At 71.8% G+C, this 22,903-nt stretch carries 14 protein-coding genes; 6 read left to right on the top strand and 8 right to left on the bottom strand.

The genetic code is table 11. The annotated features are described in order from the left end of the window. Window positions 1-17: 17 nt before the first annotated feature. On the bottom strand, window positions 18-2,642 hold the full coding sequence (gene glgP / locus ACYUD3_RS26220) for an alpha-glucan family phosphorylase (protein ID WP_470974500.1): 2,625 nt from the start codon (window positions 2,640-2,642) through the stop codon (window positions 18-20). 177 nt (window positions 2,643-2,819) lie between these two features. Here glgP and ACYUD3_RS26215 point away from each other — a divergent pair, with 177 nt between their 5' ends. The 5 genes from ACYUD3_RS26215 to glgB all read left to right on the top strand — a co-directional run bounded on the left by ACYUD3_RS26215 (window position 2,820) and on the right by glgB (window position 12,324). Continuing rightward, window positions 2,820-4,034, top strand: a complete 1,215-nt coding sequence (locus tag ACYUD3_RS26215; protein ID WP_470974497.1) for a S8 family peptidase — start codon at window positions 2,820-2,822, stop codon at window positions 4,032-4,034. 192 nt (window positions 4,035-4,226) lie between these two features. Next, the gene (locus ACYUD3_RS26210) at window positions 4,227-6,323 is read left to right on the top strand and encodes an alpha-1,4-glucan--maltose-1-phosphate maltosyltransferase (protein WP_470974494.1); all 2,097 of its coding nucleotides are present in this window, start codon (window positions 4,227-4,229) and stop codon (window positions 6,321-6,323) included. Beyond that, a complete protein-coding gene (treS, locus tag ACYUD3_RS26205; protein ID WP_470974492.1) occupies window positions 6,320-8,029 on the top strand; it encodes a maltose alpha-D-glucosyltransferase in 1,710 nt (569 codons plus the stop codon). The genes ACYUD3_RS26210 and treS overlap by 4 nt, the downstream gene beginning before the upstream one ends. Before the next feature lie 111 nt (window positions 8,030-8,140). Next, window positions 8,141-9,832 (top strand): maltokinase N-terminal cap-like domain-containing protein, encoded by a 1,692-nt coding sequence (locus tag ACYUD3_RS26200; protein WP_470974965.1) that lies wholly within the window; start codon window positions 8,141-8,143, stop codon window positions 9,830-9,832. 41 nt (window positions 9,833-9,873) lie between these two features. After that, window positions 9,874-12,324 carry a 1,4-alpha-glucan branching enzyme gene (glgB, locus tag ACYUD3_RS26195; protein WP_470974490.1) on the top strand — a complete coding sequence of 817 codons (2,451 nt, stop codon included), beginning with the start codon at window positions 9,874-9,876 and terminating at the stop codon, window positions 12,322-12,324. A 20-nt stretch (window positions 12,325-12,344) separates the two neighbouring features. Here the strand turns inward: glgB and ACYUD3_RS26190 are convergent, their stop codons facing one another. From ACYUD3_RS26190 to ACYUD3_RS26160, 7 genes are all read right to left on the bottom strand, one after another. Beyond that, the gene (locus ACYUD3_RS26190) at window positions 12,345-13,742 is read right to left on the bottom strand and encodes a cytochrome P450 family protein (RefSeq protein WP_470974487.1); all 1,398 of its coding nucleotides are present in this window, start codon (window positions 13,740-13,742) and stop codon (window positions 12,345-12,347) included. A gap of 54 nt (window positions 13,743-13,796) precedes the next feature. Further along, on the bottom strand, window positions 13,797-16,052 hold the full coding sequence (locus ACYUD3_RS26185) for a HelD family protein (RefSeq protein ID WP_470974485.1): 2,256 nt from the start codon (window positions 16,050-16,052) through the stop codon (window positions 13,797-13,799). Between the two features lie 164 nt (window positions 16,053-16,216). Beyond that, a complete protein-coding gene (locus ACYUD3_RS26180) occupies window positions 16,217-17,104 on the bottom strand; it encodes a ricin-type beta-trefoil lectin domain protein (RefSeq protein ID WP_470974483.1) in 888 nt (295 codons plus the stop codon). 13 nt (window positions 17,105-17,117) lie between these two features. Continuing rightward, entirely contained in the window at window positions 17,118-18,104 is a 987-nt protein-coding gene (locus ACYUD3_RS26175; protein ID WP_470974480.1) for an RICIN domain-containing protein, read from the bottom strand. Next, on the bottom strand, window positions 18,101-19,450 hold the full coding sequence (locus tag ACYUD3_RS26170) for a GDSL-type esterase/lipase family protein (protein WP_470974477.1): 1,350 nt from the start codon (window positions 19,448-19,450) through the stop codon (window positions 18,101-18,103). The genes ACYUD3_RS26175 and ACYUD3_RS26170 overlap by 4 nt, the downstream gene beginning before the upstream one ends. A 125-nt stretch (window positions 19,451-19,575) precedes the next feature. Continuing rightward, window positions 19,576-20,340: a DUF2127 domain-containing protein gene (locus tag ACYUD3_RS26165; RefSeq protein ID WP_470974475.1), complete on the bottom strand. Its 765-nt coding sequence runs from the start codon at window positions 20,338-20,340 to the stop codon at window positions 19,576-19,578. A gap of 84 nt (window positions 20,341-20,424) precedes the next feature. Next, window positions 20,425-22,110, bottom strand: a complete 1,686-nt coding sequence (locus ACYUD3_RS26160) for an MFS transporter (protein ID WP_470974473.1) — start codon at window positions 22,108-22,110, stop codon at window positions 20,425-20,427. Between the two features lie 127 nt (window positions 22,111-22,237). Here ACYUD3_RS26160 and ACYUD3_RS26155 point away from each other — a divergent pair, with 127 nt between their 5' ends. After that, a complete protein-coding gene (locus ACYUD3_RS26155) occupies window positions 22,238-22,870 on the top strand; it encodes a TetR/AcrR family transcriptional regulator (RefSeq protein ID WP_470974470.1) in 633 nt (210 codons plus the stop codon). The last annotated feature ends 33 nt before the right edge of the window (window positions 22,871-22,903 follow it).

Genomic DNA, 22,903 nt, shown 5'->3' with positions numbered 1-22,903 from the left:
TCAGGCTCTGGGGTCCCTCAGCGCATCAACACCCCGCCCCCCTCGACGAGTTCGTCCGACGGCACCGCCACGAGCCCCACCTCCGCCGGATGCGCGAGCAGCCGGTGCGCGGGCAGGACGCGGACCGTGTAGCCGAAGGGCCCGGTCCGGTCGAGGGCGAGCGGGCCCTCGTACGACCAGCGGCCCTCCGGGTCGGGACCGCCGACTGGCTTGAGGGGGACAGTGGTCGCGTCCGCGATGTGGTCGCCGGAGTCGACGCGGCCGGAGAGCGCCTGGACCTCGACGTCGTCGGGGCCGAGCGCGCCGAGGCGGACGCTGACGCGCAGGGACAGGGCGGAGCCCAGTTCGGCGGTGGCCGCGGTGGTGGCGGTCTCCACGTGGTCCACGGCCACGTGGTGCCAGGCGCCCCGCACCCGCGCCTTCCACCGCGCCAACTCCCGCGCCCGGTCCGCGTCCAGGGCCCGGTGGGCCTGCGCGGCGGGCGCGTACAGGCGCTCCACGTACTCGCGGACCATCCGCCCGGCGAGGACCTTCGGCCCGAGGAGGGTGAGGGTCTGGCGGACCATCTCGATCCACCGGTCGGGCAGCCCCGCGGGCCCGCGTTCGTAGAAACGGGGGGTGACGCGCTGCTCCAGGAGGTCGTAGAGGGCCGCCGCCTCGATGTCGTCGCGCCGGTCGGGGTCGGTGGCCGCGCCGTCGGCGGTGGGGATCGCCCAGCCGAAGTCGGGCTGGAACCACTCGTCCCACCAGCCGTCCAGGACCGACAGGTTGAGCCCGCCGTTGAGCGCCGACTTCATCCCGCTGGTCCCGCACGCCTCCAGGGGCCGCAGCGGATTGTTGAGCCAGATGTCGCAGCCGGGGTAGAGCTTCTGCGCCATGGCCATCCCGTAGTCGGGCAGGAAGACGATCCGGTGGCGCACCCGGGGATCGTCGGCGAACCGCACCAGCTCCTGCACGAGCCGCTTCCCCCCGTCGTCCGCCGGATGCGCCTTCCCCGCGACGACGATCTGCACCGGCCGCTCCGGATGCAGCAGCAACTCCGCCAGCCGCTCCCGGTCCCGCAGCATCAACGTCAGCCGCTTGTACGACGGGACGCGCCGCGCGAACCCGATCGTGAGGACGTCGGGGTCCAACACCCCGTCGATCCAGCCGAGTTCGGCCGTCCCCGCGCCCCGCTGCCGCCAGGACAGCGCGAGCCTCCGGCGCACTTCGACGACCAACTGCTCCCGCAACTCCCGGCGCAGTTCCCAGATCTCGCCGGCCGCGATGTCCTCCAGGGCGTCCCAGCGCCGCCCGCCCCCGACGCTCAGCGCGTCCTCGGCCCGCTCGGGCCCGACGTGCCGGGCCCCCAGCCGCAGCACCTCCGGCGCGACCCACGTGGGCGCGTGCACCCCGTTGGTGACGGACGTGATCGGCACCTCTTCCGGGTCGAACCCCGGCCAGAGCCCGGCGAACATCTCCCGGCTGACCTGCCCGTGCAGCAGCGACACCCCGTTGGCGCGGCCGGCCAGCCGCAGCCCCATCACCGCCATGTTGAAGAGGTCCGGCTCACCGCCGGGATAGGTCTCCCGGCCGAGTGCGAGGACGTCCCCGGCGTCCAGGGACGGGAGTTCGGCGCCGGGGCCGAAGTGCCCGGCGACCAGTTCGCGGTCGAAGCGGTCGATGCCGGCCGGGACGGGGGTGTGCGTGGTGAACACCGTCCCGGCCCGCACGGCTTCGAGTCCGGCGGCGAAGTCCAGCCCCTGGGCGTGGAGTTCGGCGATCCGCTCCAGGCCGAGGAACCCGGCGTGGCCCTCGTTGGTGTGGAACACCTCGGGCTCGGGGTGCCCGGTGAGCCGGCAGTAGGCGCGCACCGCGCGCACCCCGCCGATCCCGAGCAACATCTCCTGGAGCAGCCGGTGTTCGCTGCCGCCGCCGTAGAGCCGGTCGGTGACGCCGCGTTCGCCGGGCCCGTTCTCCTCGACGTCGGAGTCCAGCATCAGCAGCGGGACCCGGCCGACCTGCGCGCGCCAGATCCGGGCGTGCAGGCGGGCTTCGCCGGGGAGGGCGAGGGTGACGTGGGCGGGGCTGCCGTCGGCCTCCTTCAGCAGGGCGAGGGGCAGTTCGTGCGGGTCGAGCACGGGGTAGTGCTCCTGCTGCCAGCCGTCCCGGGAGAGGGTCTGGCGGAAGTACCCGTGCCGGTACAGCAGTCCGACCCCGATGAGGGGCACGCCGAGGTCGCTGGCCGCCTTGAGGTGGTCGCCGGCGAGGATGCCGAGGCCGCCGGAGTACTGCGGGAGGGCGGCGGTGACGCCGAACTCGGGGGAGAAGTAGGCGACGGCGGCGGGGAGTTGGGCACTGGAGGGCTGGCGCTGGTACCAGCGGGGCCCGTCGAGGTAGTCCCGCAGCTCGTCGGCGGTCGCGGTGAGCCAGCGCAAGAACCGCCGGTCGCCTGCGAGTTCGGCCAGCCGCTCGGCGCGCACCCCGCCCAGCAGCCGGACGGGGTCGCCCTCGGCGGCGTCCCACCGCTGCGGGTCCACCGCCCGGAACAGCTCCCGTGTCTCCGTGTGCCAGGACCAACGGAGGTTGTGCGCAAGGTCGTTGAGGGCCCGCAGGGGTTCGGGGAGTACCGGCCGGACGGTGAATCGACGGATCGCCTTCACATGCCACCTCGTCCTGCTCGTCGTGTTCGCGGGTTCGGCTCGTCCGACGGTAGCCCCCGGGCCCCGGCCGCCCGGCCGATATGGCCGATTCCCTCCCCGTAGGCCACCTTGTGGCCCCCCGCCGCGCACGAGAAGGTGCCACGGGGGCGTACCGAACCGAAGAGGGGGACGTGAGCCATGGCACGGACGCGGCTGCGGCGGCTGCGCCGGGCGGGGGGTCTGGGGGCGGCGGTCACGGCCGTGCTGCTCGGCGGCCTCACCGTTCCCGCGCAGGCCGCACCGGAGGGGACCGTCATCGGCGCGGGGGGTCAGGACGCCGTCCACGGAAGCTACTTGGTGACGTTGAAGGGGGCGCTCGAAGCCGCCTCCCCGCAGGGCAGACGCGTCGCCGAGCGCTACGGCGCGCGGATCGGCCAGACCTACGGCACTGTCCTCAACGGGTACGCCGTCGAGGCGGGCGCCCGCCAGGCCCGCCGGCTCGCCGCCGATCCCCGGGTCGCGTCCGTCGTCCAGGACACCCGGGTGGCCGCCGACGGCGCGCGGGACGTCGTACGGAAAGACCTCCCCTCGTGGGGACTCGACCGGATCGATCAGGCCTCGCTGCCGTTGGACGGGGTGTATCGGGCGCCGGTGTCGCAGGGGGGTGGGGTGACCGTGTACGTCATCGACACCGGGGTGCGTGTTTCGCACAAGGAGTTCGGGGGGCGGGCGAGTTACGGGTGGGACTTCGTCGGGAAGGGGCGCGACGCGAGTGACCGGAACGGGCACGGGACGCATGTCGCGGGGATCGTCGCGGGGGCCGGCACCGGGGTGGCCGCCAAGGCGGAGGTCGTGTCGGTGCGGGTGCTCGACAGCGCCGGGGCGGGGACGATCGCGCGGGTCGTCGCCGGGGTCGACTGGGTGACCCGGCACGCGCGCAAGCCCGCCGTCGCGAACCTCAGCCTCGGCGGGCCGTACAACGCGGCGCTCGACGCGGCCGTGCGGGCGTCCGTCAGGTCGGGGGTGACGTACACGGTGGCCGCCGGGAACGACGGGGAGCCGGCCGCGCGGCACTCGCCCGCCGACGTGCGGGAGGCGATCACCGTCGGCGCGACCGACCGGCGGGACGCGCGGCTGCCCTCTTCGAACTACGGTCCGTGCCTCGACCTGTTCGCGCCGGGTGGCTCGATCACGTCCGCCTTCTGGACGAGCGACACCGCGCGGGCCGTGTACTCGGGTACGTCGATGGCGGCGCCGCACGTCGCGGGGGCGGCGGCGCTGTATCTCGCGGATCACCCGAAAGCCACACCGGCCCAGGTGACCAAAGCTTTGCTCGCGACTGCGGTGAACGGGAAGATTTCCGGTGCCAACACGGGATCGCCGGACAAACTCCTTCAGGTGCCGTCGCCCTAGCAAAGGAATTCCTTCGACCGGGGGGCTCACCCGGACGGCCCCGGCCGGCGGGGAAGGACTACGCGCCAGTAGTTCGCGGGGTGCCGGATTGCTCACCCGAATACGGTGGGAAGGCTCCCTCGGTACCGGACTCCCAAGCCCCCGCAGGACCTTTTCTCCGCCCACCCTCAGTTGACGCGGACAGGAGCGGTCATGCCCGCCACGCACCCCTCGTCGGCACCCCCGACGCACCAGCCCGCCCAGGAGCGATCCTCACCGGGCGGCACCCCACCGGCCATCGGACGGATACCCGTGCTGGACGTCCGCCCGGCCGTCCAGCGGGGCCGCAGGCCCGCCAAAGCCGTGACCGGCGAGACCTTCGAGGTCACGGCCACCGTCTTCCGCGAGGGCCATGACGCCGTCGCGGCGAACGTCGTCCTCAGGGACCCCCGGGGCCGGCCGGGGCCCTGGACCCCGATGCGGGAACTCGCCCCCGGCACCGACCGCTGGGGCGCCCACGTCACCCCGGACGGACCGCCGGGCCGCTGGACGTACGCCGTCGAGGCCTGGTCCGACCCGGTCGCCACCTGGCGCCACCACGCCCACATCAAGATCCCGGCCGGGATCGACACGGAGCTGGTGCTGGAGGAGGGGGCGCGGCTGTACGAGCGGGCGGCCGAAGCCTCCCCCGCAGACGCCGCCGAAGCCTCCCCCGCAGACGCCGCACCCGGAGACACCTCAGCCCACAGCGCCGCGCTCCGCTCCGCCGCCCGTACCCTCCGCGACCCCGTCCTCCCCCCGCTCGACCGCCTCCGCGCCGCCCTCTCCCCCGAAGCCGAGGCCGCCCTCGCCGCCCGCCCCTTGCGTGAACTCGTCACCTCCTCCGAGGAGTTGCCCCTCCTCGTCGAGCGGGAGCGGGCGCTGTACGGGTCCTGGTACGAGTTCTTCCCGCGTTCGGAGGGGACGCCGGAGGTGCCGCACGGGACGTTCCGCACGGCGGCGCGGCGGCTGCCGGAGATCGCGCGGATGGGCTTCGACGTCGTCTATCTGCCGCCGGTCCACCCGATCGGGACGACGTTCCGCAAGGGCCGCAACAACTCGCTGACGCCGGCGCCGGACGACGTCGGGGTGCCGTGGGCGATCGGCTCGCCGGAGGGCGGGCACGACGCCGTGCACCCGCAACTCGGCACGCTGGAGGACTTCGCGTGGTTCGTGCGGGAGGCCGCTTCCGAGGGACTTGAGGTGGCGCTGGACTTCGCGCTTCAGTGCTCGCCGGACCACCCGTGGGTGGAGAAGCACCCGGAGTGGTTCCACCACCGGCCGGACGGGACGATCGCGTACGCCGAGAACCCGCCGAAGAAGTACCAGGACATCTACCCCCTGGCCTTCGACGCGGACATGGACGGCCTGGTCGCGGAGACGCTACGCGTGCTGCGGCACTGGATGGGGTACGGCGTGCGTATTTTCCGCGTCGACAATCCGCACACGAAACCGGTCGTCTTCTGGGAGCGGGTGCTGGGCGAGATCGGCCGCAGTGATCCGGACGTCATCTTCCTGGCGGAGGCGTTCACCCGCCCCGCGATGATGCGCACGCTCGGCGAGATCGGCTTCCAGCAGTCGTACACGTACTTCACCTGGCGCCACACCAAGGCTGAACTCACCGAATACCTCACGGAGTTGACAGGTGAGACGGCCGCGTCGATGCGGCCGAACTTCTTCGCCAACACCCCGGACATCCTGCCCGCCTACCTCCAGGACGGGGGGCGGCCGGCGTTCGAGGCGCGGGCGGTGCTCGCGGCGACGCTGTCGCCGTCCTGGGGCGTCTACAGCGGCTACGAACTGTGCGAGAACACACCGCTGCGGCCGGGCGGCGAGGAGTATCTGCACTCGGAGAAATACCAGTTGAAGCCGCGAGACTGGAACTCCCCTGATTCGATCGCCCCGTTCCTCACCCGGCTCAACGAAATCCGCCGCGCGAGCCCGGCGTTGCGGCGCTTGCGCAATCTCCGGTTCCACGACGCCGACAAGGACGCCGTGCTCGTCTACTCGAAGACGAGCGGTACGAACACGGTCGTGACCGTCGTCAATCTCGACCCCCACCACACCCAGGAGGCCACGGTCTCGTTGGACCTGCCGGCGCTCGGCCTGGACTGGCACGAGCCGGTGCCGGTCCGTGACGAGCTGACCGGTGAGACCTATCACTGGGGCAGGGCCAACTACGTGCGCCTGGAACCGGGTACCCGGCCGGCCCACGTTCTGACCGTCCTGCGACCGTCCCACCCGCAGATCGGAGGGTCAGCCACACGATGATCGTCAACGAGCCCGTACCGGACACCTTCGAGGACACCCCGGCCAAGGACCGCGACCCGGAGTGGTTCAAACGCGCGGTCTTCTACGAGGTCCTCGTCCGCTCCTTCCAGGACTCCAACGGCGACGGGGTCGGCGACCTGAAGGGGCTGACCGCCAGACTGGACTACCTCCAGTGGCTCGGCGTGGACTGCCTCTGGCTGCCACCGTTCTTCAAGTCCCCCTTGAAGGACGGGGGTTACGACGTCGCCGACTACACGTCGGTGCTGCCCGAGTTCGGTGACCTCGCCGACTTCGTGGAGTTCGTGGACGCCGCCCACCAGCGCGGGATGCGCGTCATCATCGACGTCGTCATGAACCACACCAGCGACCAGCACCCGTGGTTCCAGGAGTCCCGGCGCGACCCCGAAGGGCCGTACGGGGACTACTACATGTGGGCCGACGACGACAAGCGCTACCCGGACGCGCGGATCATCTTCGTCGACACCGAGGTCTCCAACTGGACCTTCGACCCGGTCCGCAAGCAGTACTTCTTCCACCGGTTCTTCTCCCACCAGCCGGACCTCAACTACGAGAACCCGGCCGTGCAGGACGAGATGATCTCGGCGCTGAAGTTCTGGCTGGACCTCGGCATCGACGGGTTCCGGCTGGACGCGGTGCCGTATCTGTACGCGGCCGAGGGCACCAACTGCGAGAACCTGCCCGCCTCCCACGAGTTCCTGAAGCGGGTGCGCAAGGAGATCGACGCGAGCTATCCGGACACGGTGCTGCTGGCGGAGGCCAACCAGTGGCCGGAGGACGTCGTCGACTACTTCGGCGACTACTCCTCGGGCGGCGACGAGTGCCACATGGCGTTCCACTTCCCGGTCATGCCGCGCATCTTCATGGCCGTACGCCGCGAGTCGCGCTACCCGGTCTCGGAGATCCTCGCGAAGACCCCCGCGATCCCCTCGCACTGCCAGTGGGGCGTCTTCCTGCGCAACCACGACGAGTTGACGCTGGAGATGGTCACCGACGAGGAACGCGACTACATGTACGCGGAGTACGCGAAGGACCCGCGGATGCGCGCCAACATCGGTATCCGGCGCAGGCTTTCGCCGCTGCTCGACAACGACCGCAATCAAATAGAGCTGTTCACGGCCCTGTTGCTGTCGCTGCCGGGCTCGCCGATCCTCTACTACGGCGACGAGATCGGCATGGGCGACAACATCTGGCTCGGCGACCGGGACGCCGTGCGCACGCCGATGCAGTGGACCCCGGACCGCAACGCGGGCTTCTCGTCCTGCGATCCGGGCCGACTGTATCTGCCGACCATCATGGACCCGGTCTACGGCTATCAGGTCACCAACGTCGAGGCGTCCATGTCGTCGCCGTCGTCGCTGCTGCACTGGACCCGGCGGATGATCGAGATCCGCAAGCAGAACCCGGCGTTCGGCCTCGGCTCGTACACCGAACTCCCCTCCAGCAACGCGGCGGTTCTGGCGTTCCTGCGGGACTACGAGGACGACCTGGTGCTGTGCGTGCACAACTTCTCGCGGTTCGCGCAGCCGACCGAGCTGGATCTCAGCCGGTTCGCGGGGCGGCATCCGGTGGAGCTGTTCGGCGGGGTGCGCTTCCCGGCGATCGGTGAACTGCCGTATCTGCTCACGCTCGCGGGGCACGGCTTCTACTGGTTCCGGCTGCGGGAGAACCGGGAGGGCGGTGCGTAGCACACTGTCCAGAACCCGCTGGGCGGGGCGGTTTCCGCCGCTCCGCCCGGGGCACCCAACAGTCACACCCCGGACCCTCTTCGGCCTCCTCGGGGAAAGGACGTGAACGTCATGGCGGACGTCGGGATACGTTCCGGCCCGGCGGGCCCCGGTCTCCTCGCCTCGCTGGAGCCGCTGCTGCGCGAGTGGCTGCCCCGGCAGCGGTGGTTCGCCGGGAAGGGCCGCCCGGTCACCGGCTTCACGCCCGTCTGCGTGACCGAACTCCTGCCCGCCGGGGGCCGGTTGGGCCTGCACCACCTCCTGGTCCGGGCCGAGCAGGGCGCCGGCCCCGGCGACTGCTACCAGCTCCTCATCGGCGTCCGCGAGGCGCTCCCGCCCCGGCTGGCCCCGGCCCGGATCGGCGAGATCGACGGGCGGACCTGCTACGACGCCCTGTACGACGGCCGGCCGGCGGAGGTGCTCCTGGAGGCGGTACGGGCGGGCGCCCGCGTCGGCGCGCTGCGCTTCTCCCGGGGCCCCGGCGTCGACATACCCTCCGGCCTCACCCCACGCCTGATGACCGCCGAGCAGTCCAACTCGTCGGTGGTGTACGGGGATGCGTACATCCTGAAGGTCCTGCGGCGGGTGGTCCCCGGCGTGAACCCGGACCTGGAACTGCCGCTGGCACTGGCCCGCGAGGGCTGCGGGCGGGTGCCGGCGCCGGCGGGGTGGGTGGGGGCCGATGTGGAGGGTCAGACGTGGGTGCTGGGGGTGTTGCAGCCGTTCGTACGGGAGACGGTGGACGGGTGGGAGCTGGCGTTGCGGGGGTTGGCGGGGCGGGGGGAGAAGGCGGGGCAGGGGGACGGCTTCGGGGGGTCTCGGGGGGCGGGCTTCCCGGACAGCTTCGGTGGGTCCCGGGGGGCCGGCCTCCCGGACAACTTCGGAGGGGCCCGGGGCGCCGGCCTCCCGGACAACTTCGGAGGGGCCCGGGGCGCCGGCCTCCCGGACAACTTCGGAGGGGCCCGGGGCCCCGGCCTCCCGGACGGCCTCGGGGGTTTGCGCGGCCCGGGTTTCCCCGACTCCTTCGCCGGCCGGCACGCGGACCCCTTCGCCGCCGCCTCGCCCGACACCTTCGGTGAAACGTTTCGTGACGATGACGCCCCCGCCCCCGCCGACTCCGGATTCTGCGCCGAGGCGCGGGCCCTGGGCCGGGCCACCGCCGAGGTGCACCGCGCTCTCGCGCACGCCCTCCCGACGGCGACTCTCGGCCGTGCCCAGCTGGAGCCGCTGGTCGACGGCATGGTGAGCCGGCTGGAGGCGGCCGTCCAGGCGGTCCCCTCGCTGCGGCCGTACCAGGAGGGCCTGCGCACGGCGTTCAGCGCGCTCGGGGAACTCGCCGGGGAGGGGCACACCTGGACCGCGCAGCGCGTGCACGGCGACCTCCACCTCGGGCAGGCGCTGCGCACGCCCGCCGGGCAGTGGCTGCTGATCGACTTCGAGGGCGAGCCGAGCCGCCCGCTGGCCGAGCGCCGTATGCCGCAGCCGGCGGTCCGCGACGTCGCCGGGATGCTGCGCTCCTTCGACTACGCCGCCCACAGCGCCGACCCCCCGGCCGTGAAGTGGGCGGCGTCCTGCCGGGCGGCGTACTGCTCCGGCTACGCCGACGTCACCGGCGTCGACCCGCGCACCGACCCGGTCCTGCTGCGCGCCTACGAGACCGACAAGGCGATATACGAGGTCGTGTACGAGGCCCGGCACCGCCCCGACTGGCTCCCCGTCCCCCTCGCCGCGATCCGCCGCCTGGCCGCACCCGAACTGCCCTGACCCCCCGCCCCCCTGAAACTCCTTGGAAAGGAGGCCCGCCTGTGCCGAACGGCTCGCCGGAACCGAGGAAGAGGACGGCCGCACAGAAGAAGACGGCTACCGCCGAGAAGGCCGAGCCGAGGGAGAAGGCCGAGCCGAGGGAAGAGGCCGCCGCCGGGCAGCCGGCCGACGCCGACAAGTCACCCGGCGCGAAGAAGGCCGCACCGCAAAAGAGGCCCGCCACGAAGAAGCCTGCCGCCGTCAGGAAAACAGCCGCCCCCAAAAAGCCGACCGCCCCTCAGCAAGCCGCCACACGGAACGCCGCCGCGGAAGAACCGCCGCCCCCGCCCTACGACCCCGCGCTCCCCTCCCCCGACCGCGACCGCCTCCTCACCGGCACCCACCACGACCCCCACTCGGTCCTCGGCGCGCACCCCGCCCCCGGCGGTACGGCGGTCCGCGCCTTCCGCCCCCACGCCCTCGCGGTCACGGCCGTCACCGAGGACGGCCTGCGTCATGAGCTCACGGACGACGGCGACGGCTTCTTCAGCGCGCTCCTGCCCGACCCCGCCCACCACCTCTCGGTCGCCTACGAGGGCACGGTCCACGACACCCCCGACCTGTACCGCTTCCTGCCCACCCTCGGTGAGCTGGACCTCCACCTGATCGGCGAGGGCCGGCACGAGGAGCTGTGGACGGTGCTGGGGGCGCACCCCATGACGCACGAGGGGGTGAGCGGCACCCGGTTCGCGGTGTGGGCGCCGAACGCGCGGGGCGTACGGGTCGCGGGGACGTTCAACTTCTGGGACGGCACCGGTTTCCCGATGCGCTCGCTGGGCTCCTCCGGCGTATGGGAGCTGTTCGTGCCGGGCGTCAGCGAGGGCGAGCTGTACAAGTTCGAGCTGACCCGCCCCGACGGCTCACGCACGCTGCGCGCGGACCCGCTGGCCCGCCGCACCCAGACCCCGCCGGAGACCGCGTCGGTCGTGCACGCCTCGCACTACGCGTGGGGCGACGCCGACTGGATGGCGCACCGGGCGGACACTCCGGTCCACGAGGCGCCGCTGTCGGTGTACGAGGTCCATCTGGCGTCCTGGCGACCAGGATTGACGTACCGTCAACTGGCGGAACAACTCCCGGCCTACGTAAAGGACTTGGGCTTCACGCACGTGGAGTTCATGCCGGTCGCCGAGCACCCCTTCGGCGGCTCCTGGGGCTACCAGGTCACCGGTTTCTACGCGCCGACAGCCCGCCTGGGCACCCCGGACGACTTCAAGCACCTGGTGGACGCGCTGCACCGGGCCGGCATCGGCGTCCTCATGGACTGGGTCCCGGCCCATTTCCCGCGCGACGACTGGGCGTTGGCGGAGTTCGACGGGCGGCCCCTGTACGAGCACGAGGACCCCAGACGCGCCGCGCACCCCGACTGGGGCACGCTGGAGTTCGACTTCGGCCGCCGCGAGGTACGCAACTTCCTGGTGGCGAACGCCGTTTACTGGTGCGAGGAGTTCCATGTCGACGGGCTGCGGGTGGACGCCGTCGCGTCGATGCTGTATCTGGACTACTCGCGCGAGGCGGGCCAGTGGTCGCCGAACGCGTACGGCGGCCGGGAGAACCTGGACGCGGTGGCGTTCCTCCAGGAGATGAACGCGACCGTGTACCGGCGCTGCCCGGGGGTCGTGACGATCGCGGAGGAGTCCACGGCGTGGGACGGCGTCACGCGCCCAACTGACCAGGGAGGCTTGGGTTTCGGGCTGAAGTGGAACATGGGCTGGATGCACGACTCGCTGGGTTACATGGCCCATGACCCGGTGCACCGCGCGTACCACCACGGCGAGATGACGTTCTCGATGATCTACGCCTACAGCGAGAACTACGTGCTGCCGATCTCCCATGACGAAGTGGTGCACGGCAAGCGGTCGTTGGTGTCGAAGATGCCGGGCGACTGGTGGCAGCAGCGGGCGAACCTGCGCGCGTACCTGGGCTTCATGTGGGCCCACCCCGGCAAGCAACTCCTGTTCATGGGCCAGGAGTTCGCGCAGGGCGCGGAGTGGTCGGAGGCGCACGGCCCGGACTGGTGGCTGCTGGACCCGGCGTACGGCGCGGAGCCCGACCACCGGGGGGTACGCGATCTGGTCCGCGACCTGAACGCCAACTACCGTACGGCGCAAGCCCTTTGGCAGCGGGACACCACCCCGGACGGCTTCGAGTGGATCGTGGGCGACGCGGCCGACGACAACGTCTTCGCCTTCCTGCGCCGCGCCGCCGACGGCACCCCGCTGCTCGCCGTCACCCACCTCTCCCCCGCCGTCCGCCACCACTACACGCTGGGCGTCCCCGCCGAGGTCCCCGCCTGGCAGGAGATCCTGAACACGGACGCGGCCCGCTACGGCGGCGCCGGCGTACTCAACTCCGCCCCCCTGAAACCGGACACCACCCCGTCCCACGGCCGCCCGGCGAGCCTGCGGCTGACCCTGCCGCCGCTGGCGACGGTATGGCTGCGCCCCGCGTGACCTCCCCCACCAGGCCCTAGTTAGCCGTAGTTGTCCTTCTTCACCCCGAACATCATCCGTTTCAGCGCCGCCAGCAGCCCCTTCGCCTCCGGTTCGGCGTCCGCGGCGGAGAGGGACGCCGGGCGGGGCGGGACGGTGTAGCGGTCCAGTTCGTAGCGCACCGGCAGCACCCGCAGCCCCCGTACGACCGCCCCCGACCGCCACGGCAACTGGTCGTGCGGCAGGGCGAGTTCGAGCTGGGTGAAGTGGTCGAAGACGCGCCCGACGGCGGTCGTGACCAGTAAAGTCCCGAGCTCGCGGGCGGCGGCCGGACATTGGTGCTGACCCGCGCCCCAGCCGAGGTGGGCGCGGGTGGAGACGGTGGAGCCGACCATGTGGGAGGCGCCGAGGGCGAGCAGGTCCCGGTGGGCGGCGGCGGCCGAGGCGCAGACGGCGTCCCCGGCGCGGATCAGGTAGTTGCCCATCTGGATGTCGCGGGCGGCGAAGCGGAAGCACATGTTGGCGACCGGCGGGTTGGCGAGGGCGGCCCGGTTGACGGTCTCGCCGAGCTGCCCGGCGGAGAGGCTGCGGCGGACGGTCGCGTTGCCGCGCAGCACTTCGAGGAGGGTGTTGAGGACCATGTTGCCGGTGATGTCGTTCAGGTAGACGGCGTGCATGAAGAGTTCGCGGGCCAGCTGCTCGTCGCTCAACTCCGGGTCGGCGAGCAGGAGATAGGAGGTCAGGTCGTCGCCGGGGCGTTCGCGGCGGTGGGCGGCGAGGCGGGTGAAGGCGGTCAGGGCACGGCCGGTGGCGGCGCCGGCGTCGGGGCCGCCGTCGAGCATCCGCCAGAGGTCCATGACGAGTTCGTCGCCGAGGTCGACGGGGCAGCCGAAGAGTTTCGTGGTGACCATCAGCAGCAGCGGCCGGGTGTACTGGGCGCCGAGGTCGGCGGAGCCGGTCGTGCCGGACTCGGCGGCGAGCAGTCCGACGAGCTGGTCGGCGTACCGGGACACGGCCTGGCGCAGCTCCCAGCCCTGCGGGGTGCGGGCGTTCTGGAAGGGGGCGAGGGCGGTGTGCAGGGTTTTCCGGGCGGCGGCGTGCTCGTCGGCGTCCATGAACATCGTCTGCCGGACCTCGTACCCGGCCAGCAGCGGCCAGTCGGCCGGGAGCCGGCCTTGCGCGTGGGCGCGCCAGTAGCGGACGTCCCGGCGCCACTGGCCTTCGTTGCGCAGCACGTCGAGGACGTCGCGGTAGTCGAGAACGAGCCATACGGGCACGCCGAGCAGGGAGACGGGGGCCACGGAGCCGTGGGCGTGGCGCAGGCGTTCGTAGACGGCGCCGGGGTTGGCGTCGAACTCGGCGGTGAGCAGGGGTTCCACGGGTATCCCGGAGATCTCTCGGTCGTCGGCCGGTGGGGTGGTGCGCGGTGGGGGGTTCATACCGCCACGCTTACCTCACCGGCCGTGCACGAGCGGTGACCATGACAAGAACTGTTACTGCTTGGTGATCCTGCGTGGCATAAGCGTCCCGGCAAGTGCGCGCGGCAACGGCCTGGTGTGGACCACGCCGAGCCGCTGGGTGGCCCGGGTGAGCGCGACATACAGGTCACTGGTGCCGTACTCGCCCGGCTCGACGACCAGCACGGAGTCGAATTCCAGCCCCTTGGACTGGCGGGGGTCCAGCAGGACGACGGACCGGGTCAGGTCGGGTTCGGCGCCGGCGGTGACCCCGTCGAGGCGGGCGGCGAGCGCCCGGTGCAGGGCGCGCGGCGCGATCACCGCGAGCCGCCCCTCGGCGGGCGTCAGTTCGCGGGCCGCCTCGGCGACGGCGCCCGGAAGGTCGTCCGCCTGCCGGGACCAGGGCTCGACTCCCGTGCCGCGGACGGACTTCGGCGGTTCGAAGCCGGGGCGTTCGGCCTGGACGACGGCCGCGGCGACCGCCATGATCTCGGCGGGGGTGCGGTAGTTGACGCCGAGGCGGGTGTGGGCCCAGCGGTCCTCGACGTACGGCTGGAGGATGTCCTGCCAGGAGCCGACGCCGGCCGCCTCGGCGGTCTGCGCGGGGTCGCCGACCAGGGTCATGGACCGGGTCGGGCTGCGCCGCATCAGCAGCCGCCACGCCATCGGGGACAGCTCCTGCGCCTCGTCGACGATGATGTGCCCGAACGCCCAGGTCCGGTCGGCCGCCGCGCGTTCGGCGGCGCTGCGCAGGTCCTCCTCCTCGTGCCGCTCGGCGAACCGCTCGGCGTCGATGATGTCGTGGGCCGACAGCACCTCGGAGTCGTCGTCGTGCCGGTCCTCGAACTCGTACGTCCGCGAGGCGTAGGAGACGTCCAGCACGCCCTGCGCGTACGCGATTTGCTCGGAGCGCTCCTTGTCGGCCCGCTCGCGCCGCAACCGGTCGTCGGCGCCGAGGAGTTCGGCGAGTTCGTCGAGGAGGGGCACGTCGGCGACCGTCCAGGCCCGGGTGACGGGCCGCCGGATGGCAGCGGCGTCGGTGGTGGTCAGATATTTCTCCGGCTCGGCGAGGAAGTCGGCGAGGACCCGGCGGGGGGACAGCACCGGCCACAACTCGTCGACGGCGGACCAGAATTCAGGGTTCTCGGCGAGTTCGTCGCGGATCTGTGTGACGTCGCTCGCGTCGAGCAGGCTGGACCCGTCGTAGGGGTCGGTGCCGACGCGCTCGGCGTACAACTCGGTGAGCGTGTTGAGGAGATGGCCCTCGAAGTACTCGCGCGCGAGGTTGTGCGGCAGCCCGGCGGCCCGCGTCCGCTCCCGGGCGACGGCGGCCAGCCCCTCGTCCAGCATCAGCACCTCCCGGTCGTGCTCGACGGTCACCACCGGATCGGGCAGCGCCTGCCGGTCGCGGACGACGGCGGCGAGCACGTCCGCCATGTCCGCGCGGCCCTTCACGGCAGCCGCCTCGGGGGTGTCGGCGGCGCTCGCCTTGACGCCCGGGTAGAGCTCGCCGACGGTAGCGAGCAGCACGCCGGTCTCGCCGAGCGCGGGCAGCACCTCGCCGATGTAGCCGAGGAAGGCGGGGTTGGGGCCGACGATGAGGACGGCCCGCTTGGCGAGCAACTCCCGGTGCTCGTACAGGAGATACGCCGCCCGGTGCAGGGCGACGGCCGTCTTGCCGGTGCCGGGGCCGCCCTCGACGACGAGCACTCCCCGGTGCGGGGCCCGGATGATCTCGTCCTGTTCGGCCTGGATGGTCTGCACGATGTCGCTCATCCGGCCGGTGCGCGCGGCGCCCAGGGCGGCGAGGAGGACGGCGTCGCCGGTGGGGTCCTCGTGGCCGGTGCGCTCCTGGTCGCCGAGGTCGAGGATCTCGTCGTGCAGCGCGGTGACCGTACGGCCGTCGGTGCTGAGGTGCCGGCGGCGGCGCAGGCCCATCGGGGTGTGGCCGGTGGCGAGGTAGAAGGGGCGGGCGACGTCGGCGCGCCAGTCGATGAGGACGGGGGTGCGCTCGGCGTCGTCGAGGCGCAGGCCGATGCGGCCGATGTGGTGGTGCCTGTTCCCGGATGCCTCCCCCGCGAGGTCGATCCGCCCGAAGCACAGCGACCCGTCGACCGCGTTCAGCGCGGCGAGCAGCCCCGACCGCTCGGCGACCAGGATGTCCCGCTCGAGCCGCGCCTGCATCGGCGTGTTCCCCTGGGCGAGGGCGTCCGTGACGGACGTCTCCGCGTCCCCGCGCAGGGCGTCCACGCGCGCGTACAGTCCGTCGATGAATTCCTGCTCCGCGCGCATTTCACGGTCTTGAAAGTCGGCGTTTGACAATTCCACTCCCGGCCGGATACACTGTGTTTATCGAGCTTCTTCGCGATCCCATTTAAATGAAGTCGCGAATCATTGAATATACCCAGAGAAAACCCCCGGGCGCAATGCCCGGGGGATTTCTTTATGCCGTGGAACTACTGGGGCGGGAGCACCTGCCAGATCTGCTCGTCGCCCGTACCGCAGTCGGCGAGGACCAGGTCGGTGCCGTCGGCGGACGCGGCCGCGCTGACGGCGGCGCAGCGGCCGGCGGCCGTGTTGCGCAAGGTGCCGGCGCGCTCCACGAACCAGTGCTGCGACTCGCTGGTGGTGTCGCAGACGGCCAGCTCCAGCGGGGTCCCGGCGTCGGTGCCCGAACTCGCGGCCAGGCATTTGCCGAGAGCCATCAGCCGGCCGTCGCCCCGGCCCACGCTCCAGCGCTGCCCGGCGGATCCGTCGCACTCCCACAGGGTCACGCGGGAGGTGAACGCGGTGTCGCGGCCACCGGCGTCCATGCACTTGTCGGCCAGGCCGGCGACCGGCTGCCCCGGCGGCGCGGCCCATGACTCCTTCGCCCAGCGCTGGGCGGAGACGGTCGGGTCGCAGTCCTGCATGGTGATGCCGCCGCCGTCGACGCCCGGGGCCATCGCCTGGAGACAGCGCCCGGACCAGGGGTTGACGAGGGTGCCGTCCGGACCCGGCGTCCACTTCTGCCCGTTGCTCCCGGCACAGGTGGACAGGACCGCGCCGGTCCCGGCGTCGACGCCGTCCCCGCGGACGGAGACGCACTTGCCGGCGAGGCCGCGCAGCGTCCCGTCGTCGTAGTGGGTCCAGATCTGGTTGGGCTGGCCGTCGGGCCCGCAGCTGTAGGTGATCAGGTCGGAGTTGTCGGCGGTGTTCCAGTTCAGGACGACCAGACACTTGCCGTTCTCCGCCAGGATCGGGCCGGTGGCGCCGGTCGGCTGGGGGTCGGCGGCGGCCGGGCCCGGCGCGCACAGCAGCGCCGCCGCGAGCGCCGCGGCGAAGGCGCCTCGGAGTCTTCTCATCGGCCGGTCCTCTCTAGGCTTCGGCATCGGCGGGCAGGGACCACACCTGGGACGCGGACTGGTCGCAGGTCTTGGCCTTGAGCAGGTTCTTCTCGCCGAGCGGGGACACGGCGGAGGTGTCGGCGGCCAGGCAGAGCCCGGTCGCCGGGCTGAGCAGCGACCCGTCGGACTGCGGCCACCACTCCTGGGTGGGCGTGCCGTTGCACTGCCATACGGTGACGTCCGCGCCGGAGTCGGCCGCGCCGCCCGCGATGCCCAGGCAGCTGTGCGACTCGGTGGCGGCCCCCTTGCCGTCCAGGTACCAGGCGCGCAGGGAGCCGTCGGCGCCGATCGTCCACTGCGGCACCTTGACGCGGGACTCGTCGCACGGGTTGACCTTCACCGAGGAGCCGTTCGTGGGCTGTGCGCCGTCGACGAGGTAGAACCACACCGCGCACTGGCCGCCGAGGCCGAAGACCTTGCCGGTGGTCAGGGAGTTGTCCGTGCCGCGGTAGGCGTCGAAGATCCAGTTCTGGCCGGTGTCCCCGTCGTCACAGGTCCGGGTCTGGAGGTCCTGGGCGGAGTTCACCTGGAACGCGGTCAGGCAGAGGTTCGTCTCCGGGTTGTAGAGCTGGCCGCCGAAGCCGCGCCGCCACTGCTGGTCGGGGTTGCCCGAACAGTCCTGGATCTTGGCCCAGCTGCCGTTGGCGAGGCCGCCGCGCTGGAGGCAGTAGCCGTTCACCCGCAGGGTGCCGTCGGCGGCGAGGGTCCATTTCTCCGCCACGTTGGTGTCGAAGTTCGCGCAGTAGTAGTCGACGATCTCGATGTTGTTTCCGGCGCTGAAGCTGCCGTTGGCGATGTTCATGCACAGGGCGGGGTTCGTCTGGGCCTTGATCTTGTAGACGATGCCGGAGCCGGGGTCGATGTCGCCGGTGGCGGCGCGGGCCGGGGCGGGGGCACCGAGCAGCAGCGCGAGGGCGGCGCCGAGCACGGCGGCCCGCCGGCCGGTGAACCGGCTCATTCGGCCGCCGCCTTCAGCCGCGTGACCTTCATCCGCTCGTAGTCCTTCCCCGGTGTGTTCTTGCACGTGTACTGGCCCGAGGCCTTCGCGAACAGCAGGCTCAGGCACTTGCCGAGCGCTTTCTGGCCGAAGGCGTTGGGGTGCAGGGACTCCTGCTGCTGGCCCTGGCCCGGCAGCAGGCTGCCCTCGGAGCCGAGGGTGACGTAGCGCACCCACTCCATCGTGGCGCTCGTGCCGTCGGAGGCGCGGTGGCTCTCGTCGGCCTGGATGATCGCGGTGGAGCCGGACTTGGCGGCGCACACCTCGTGCCCGTCGAACGCGTGGGTCAGCTGGAGGAAATCGATGTTGACGCCGTCCTCGCTCGCGGCGTGGGCGGCCTTGCGCAGGGCGCGGGAGAACTTGGTCACCCACTCGCGGATGGTGCGGAGGTCGGCGTCGCTGTAGGGGCAGCCGCCGGCGAGCAGCCGCTGCCGGGGCCAGAGGCCGTTCCCGGCGTAGCGGTTGTTGTTCACGGTGGACAGGAACTGCGGATAGCCCTGGAGGACGATGCGGTAGTCGTCGTAGTCGGCCTCCGCCATCGTCTCCTTGATCTTCTTGAGCACGTCCGTGACGCTCGCCTGGGTCGTCTTCAGCCCGGCCTCCAGCTGGGCCGTCCGGCGGCCGACGCACTTGGCCAGCCGGCCCAGGGCCACGTACTCCTTGGCGCAGCGCTCGGCGATCGGGCCGAACTGCATGTCGTTGCCGCCGATGGAGAGCACGATCAGCTTGACGTGGTTCTTGCCGGCGTGCGCGCGCAGATCGGCGAGCTGGCTCTGCTGGCCCTTGAAACCGCCGTTGAGGATGTCCTTCGTCTCGGCGCCGGAGCAGGCGAGGTTGGCCGGCTGGTAGTAGCCGGCGGCGCCGGGGGTGAGGCCCGTGTTGAGCCGCCGGGCGAGTTCGCGGATCTCCGCGATGTCCGAACGGTCGCAGCCCTGCTCGGAGTTGGCCGGGTCCCAGTTGACGCCCCGGTCCATGTAGCTCTGCGGGTAGGCGAGGCCCGGCTGGTAGCAGTACAGCCCCGTGGTCGCCTTCGCCCCCGACGCCACACAGCCCGCGCCGGTCCCGTCCCAGCCCCGGTCGGTGCCGTACCGGTCGCCGGGGATCTTCTTGGCGCCGGCGGCGTTGCCGTACCAGCGCCCGCCTTCACCCGAGATGTAGCTGTCGCCCAACGACACGACGGACCAGGGGAGTTCATCGCGGGCGGCGGCCGGGGGCGCGGCGGTCAGCGCCCCCACGACGGCGAGCAGCGCGGCGGCGGCGACCGGTGCGCGGGATCTTCTGCTACGACTGACGCGGCCAGGGGACATGCGGCCACCTTTCGGGTCTCGGGGACATCTGCGGTCGATATATCCCTGCGCCCTGACCCGATCAGCCGATGATCGCCGAACACGCTTGCGCTTTCACCCGAACACAGCAGCGAGGCCGGCCGTCGCTAGGCCGGTACCCCCGCCGAAGCCTCCACCTCCAGCAGTGAAGCGCTGCGCCGTTCCTCCTCGAACGCCCCGCGTCCGCCGCGCAGGCCGAACAGGCGTTTGGCGACGGCGATATAGAGCACCGCGAGGATGTTGAGGACGAGGGTCGCGATCTTCAAGCCGCTGACGCGTTCGGTGAGTTCATAGATCTCCAGCGGCAGGAAGGCGGCGGTGGCGACGACGGTCAGATACTCCGCCCAGCGCTTGGCGTACCAGAGCCCGCCCGCCTCGACGAGTTCGATGAGCGCGTACACGAGCAGCAACGAGGCGACCAGGACAAGGGTGTTGTGCCGGTACCCGAACGCCTTCTGCACCGACCCGACCACCGGCGAGTGGTCGAGGTCGTAGTGGAAGTGCCCGAACACCGGCCGCAGCACGTCGAGATACTCGTTGAAGAGCCTGCGCACGGCGTCCTGGCTGTTGCTGAACTTCCATACGGCGACGGCGACCAGGACCACGAACACCCCGCGCACCGCCCGTTCGACGGCGAGGAAGCGCAGGATGAACAGGTCGCGCAGCACCTTCCCGCGCGCCACCAGCGGCGCCTCGCCCGCCGGACCCGAGCCGTGCGGCTCCCCCAGCGCGAAGTCCCCGCAGCGCAGACAGCGCCAGGCGTCCCCGAGGGCGGTCCTGGCGTGCAGTCGGACGCGCAGCCGGGGATCGTCGGGCGCGTAGGTGACATGCCCCTTGCGCGCGCAGGTCCGCCGGTCCCAGTCGATCTTCATCCCCCGTACCTCCAAAAACGTGCCGCTCCGGTTTCGATCCGGAGCGGCACGTTAGCGGTTACGGGTGAGAGGTTTCCGTGAAGCTCAGCCGACCGGCTCCTTCTCCTTCTCGGCGGAGGGCTCCTCGGCAGCCGCCCCCTCAGAAACAGCCGCCTTCTCCTTCCCCGGCAGCAACACCGTCACCAACACCGTCCCCACCCCCAGAATCACAGCCCCGACCAGACTCGTGTGCGCGACCGCGTCCGAGAACGAAGCCCCCACGGCATCCGCCATCTGCCGCGCCCCCTTGGCGAGCCCCGCCGCCTGCTCCTTCAACTGAGCCGCCTGCGCGGGATCCGTGGCCTTCGCCGCCTGCGCGGCGACCTGCTGCGCCTTCTCGGCGACCCCCTGCGCGACCGCGTACCCGGCGCCCACCGAATCCTGCGCCGTCTCCAGGGTCTTGGCGGAGAGCCCGCTCCCCTTGGCCGCGTCCGCGAGGTGATCGGAGTACGAGGTCGCCAGCAGCGAACCGAGGATGGCGATGCCGAGCGAGCCGCCCAGCTCCAGCGAGGTGTCGTTCACCGCGCCGCCGACGCCGAGTTCGGACTCGGGGAAAGCGCCCATGATCGCGTCGGTGCAGGGCGAGAGCGCGAGCCCGATGGCGAGGCCGAGGATGATCAGAGGGGCGACGAGGTCGGCGTACGAGGAACCGGAGTCGATCCGGGTCAGCAGCGCCAGGGCCGTCGTACCGCCCAGCATCCCTGCGCCGACGGTCCACTTCATGCCGAGGCGCGGGGTGAGGTAGGCGGTCAGGGCCGAGCCTACGAAGACCGCGCCGGCCAGGGGGAGCATGCGGACGCCGGTGGCGAAGGCGTCGTAGCCGAGGACGAACTGGAGGTGCTGGGTCAGGTAGTAGAAGGCGCCGAAGACGGCCAGGAAGAAGAGGGCGACGGCGAGGTTGGCGCCGGCGAAGCGGCGGCCGGTGAAGCGGCGGACGTCGACGATCGGGTGCGCGGCGCGCAGCTCCCACAGGACGAACAGCACCAGGCCCACAGCCGCCACCACCGCGGCGCCGATCGCCTTGGCGTGCCAGCCGAAGTGCGGGCCCTCGATGATCATGTAGACGAGCGCGGCGATCCAGACGACCGACAGCAGCCCGCCGGTGTAGTCGATCCGGCCCTTGCCGTGCGCCTTGGACGGCGGGACGAGGACGAAGGCGCCGACGAGGGCGAGCGCGGCGACGGGGACGTTGATGAGGAACGTCGAGGACCAGCCGTTGTGCTTGAGCAGCGCGCCCGCGACCAGCGGTCCGGCGGCGATGGCGAGCCCGGCGGTGGCCGTCCACAGCGTGATCGCCTTGGCCCGCTCGGCGCGCGGGAAGGTCGCCGCGAGCAGGGAGAGCGTGGCCGGCATGATCATGGCGGCGCCGACGCCCATGACGGCGCGGGCCGCGATGACGGTCGCGGAGCTGTCGGCGAGGGAGCCGAAGACCGCGCCGCCGCCGAAGATCACCAGACCGAGGACGAGCGCCCCGCGCCGGCTGTACTTGTCGCCGATCGCGCCGAGCACGAGCATCAGCGCGGCGTAGGGGACGGTGTAGCCGTCGATGACCCACTGGAGGTCGGCGCTGGACAGGCCCAGATCACGGGTCATGTCGGGGGCGGCGACGGTGAGCGCCGTGTTCGCCATGACGATGATCAGCAGGCTCAGGCACAGGACGAGGAGCGCCCACCAGCGGCGGGCGTAGGGCCGCTCCATCTCCTCGACCGGCTGGTTCATGACGAGTCGCATGGATGTCGCCTTCCTCTTCCTCACGGAGCTGGTTTGCACATGGCCGTGCAATTGCACAACACTGTGCAATGTACGCCCGCTGCACAGCACTGTGCAAGTCAAAGGACCGAGTGAGGGGAACGGCAGAATGAACGCCATGACGACCCCCGGGAGCCCACCGACCACCGGCAGCCGAGCCGACGCCAACCGCCGCCGCATCCTCGACGTCGCCCTGGCGGAGCTGCTGCGCGACCCCGACGCGTCCATGGACCAGATCGCCCGCGCGGCGGGCGTCGTACGCCGGACCGTGTACGGCCACTTCCCCAGCCGGGAGGCGCTGATCGCGACCCTCGTCGACGAGGCCGCGCAGTCGCTGGCCGCCGTGCACGGCGCCGCCCGCGAGGGGATCGGCGATCCGGCGGAGGCGGTGGCGCGCTCGGTGATCGCGATCTGGTCGATCGCCGACCGCTACCGGCTGCTGGTCGCCCTCGCCCAGCGCACGGTCACCATGCAGGGCATCCGCGAACGGCTCAGCCCGGTACGGGAGTTGAACGTCCGTACGCTGCGGCAGGCGCTGGACGACGGCGTCTTCGTCTCCCCGCTGTCGGCGCCCGCGCTCGCGTACGTCCACGAGCAGATCGTCTTCGGGCTGATGGAGGCCGTGAACGACGGGTATCTGGACACGCGGGAGGCGGGGCGGTCGGCGGCGGTGGCGGTGCTGACGGCTTCGGGGGTGCCGGTGGGGAGGGCCACGGAGCTGGTGGAGCGGGTCGGGGCGTAGGCGAGGGCAGGAAAGAACCCCGGACCAGGCGGT

It is taken from the genome of Streptomyces sp. AMJ-169 (genome assembly GCF_055597585.1).
Note: the sequence above shows the minus strand (reverse complement) of the source record. Positions and strands in the feature narration are given on the sequence as shown.

Excerpts from the sequence above, each read along its gene's own strand:
- ACYUD3_RS26215 (WP_470974497.1), top strand. The coding sequence starts at position 2,820 with ATGGCACGGACGCGGCTGCGGCGGCTGCGCCGGGCGGGGGGTCTGGGG.
- ACYUD3_RS26210 (WP_470974494.1), top strand. The coding sequence starts at position 4,227 with ATGCCCGCCACGCACCCCTCGTCGGCACCCCCGACGCACCAGCCCGCC.
- treS (WP_470974492.1), top strand. The coding sequence starts at position 6,320 with ATGATCGTCAACGAGCCCGTACCGGACACCTTCGAGGACACCCCGGCC.
- ACYUD3_RS26200 (WP_470974965.1), top strand. The coding sequence starts at position 8,141 with ATGGCGGACGTCGGGATACGTTCCGGCCCGGCGGGCCCCGGTCTCCTC.
- ACYUD3_RS26190 (WP_470974487.1), bottom strand. The coding sequence starts at position 13,742 with ATGAACCCCCCACCGCGCACCACCCCACCGGCCGACGACCGAGAGATC.
- ACYUD3_RS26185 (WP_470974485.1), bottom strand. The coding sequence starts at position 16,052 with ATGCGCGCGGAGCAGGAATTCATCGACGGACTGTACGCGCGCGTGGAC.
- ACYUD3_RS26180 (WP_470974483.1), bottom strand. The coding sequence starts at position 17,104 with ATGAGAAGACTCCGAGGCGCCTTCGCCGCGGCGCTCGCGGCGGCGCTG.
- ACYUD3_RS26175 (WP_470974480.1), bottom strand. The coding sequence starts at position 18,104 with ATGAGCCGGTTCACCGGCCGGCGGGCCGCCGTGCTCGGCGCCGCCCTC.
- ACYUD3_RS26170 (WP_470974477.1), bottom strand. The coding sequence starts at position 19,450 with ATGTCCCCTGGCCGCGTCAGTCGTAGCAGAAGATCCCGCGCACCGGTC.
- ACYUD3_RS26165 (WP_470974475.1), bottom strand. The coding sequence starts at position 20,340 with ATGAAGATCGACTGGGACCGGCGGACCTGCGCGCGCAAGGGGCATGTC.
- ACYUD3_RS26160 (WP_470974473.1), bottom strand. The coding sequence starts at position 22,110 with ATGCGACTCGTCATGAACCAGCCGGTCGAGGAGATGGAGCGGCCCTAC.
- ACYUD3_RS26155 (WP_470974470.1), top strand. The coding sequence starts at position 22,238 with ATGAACGCCATGACGACCCCCGGGAGCCCACCGACCACCGGCAGCCGA.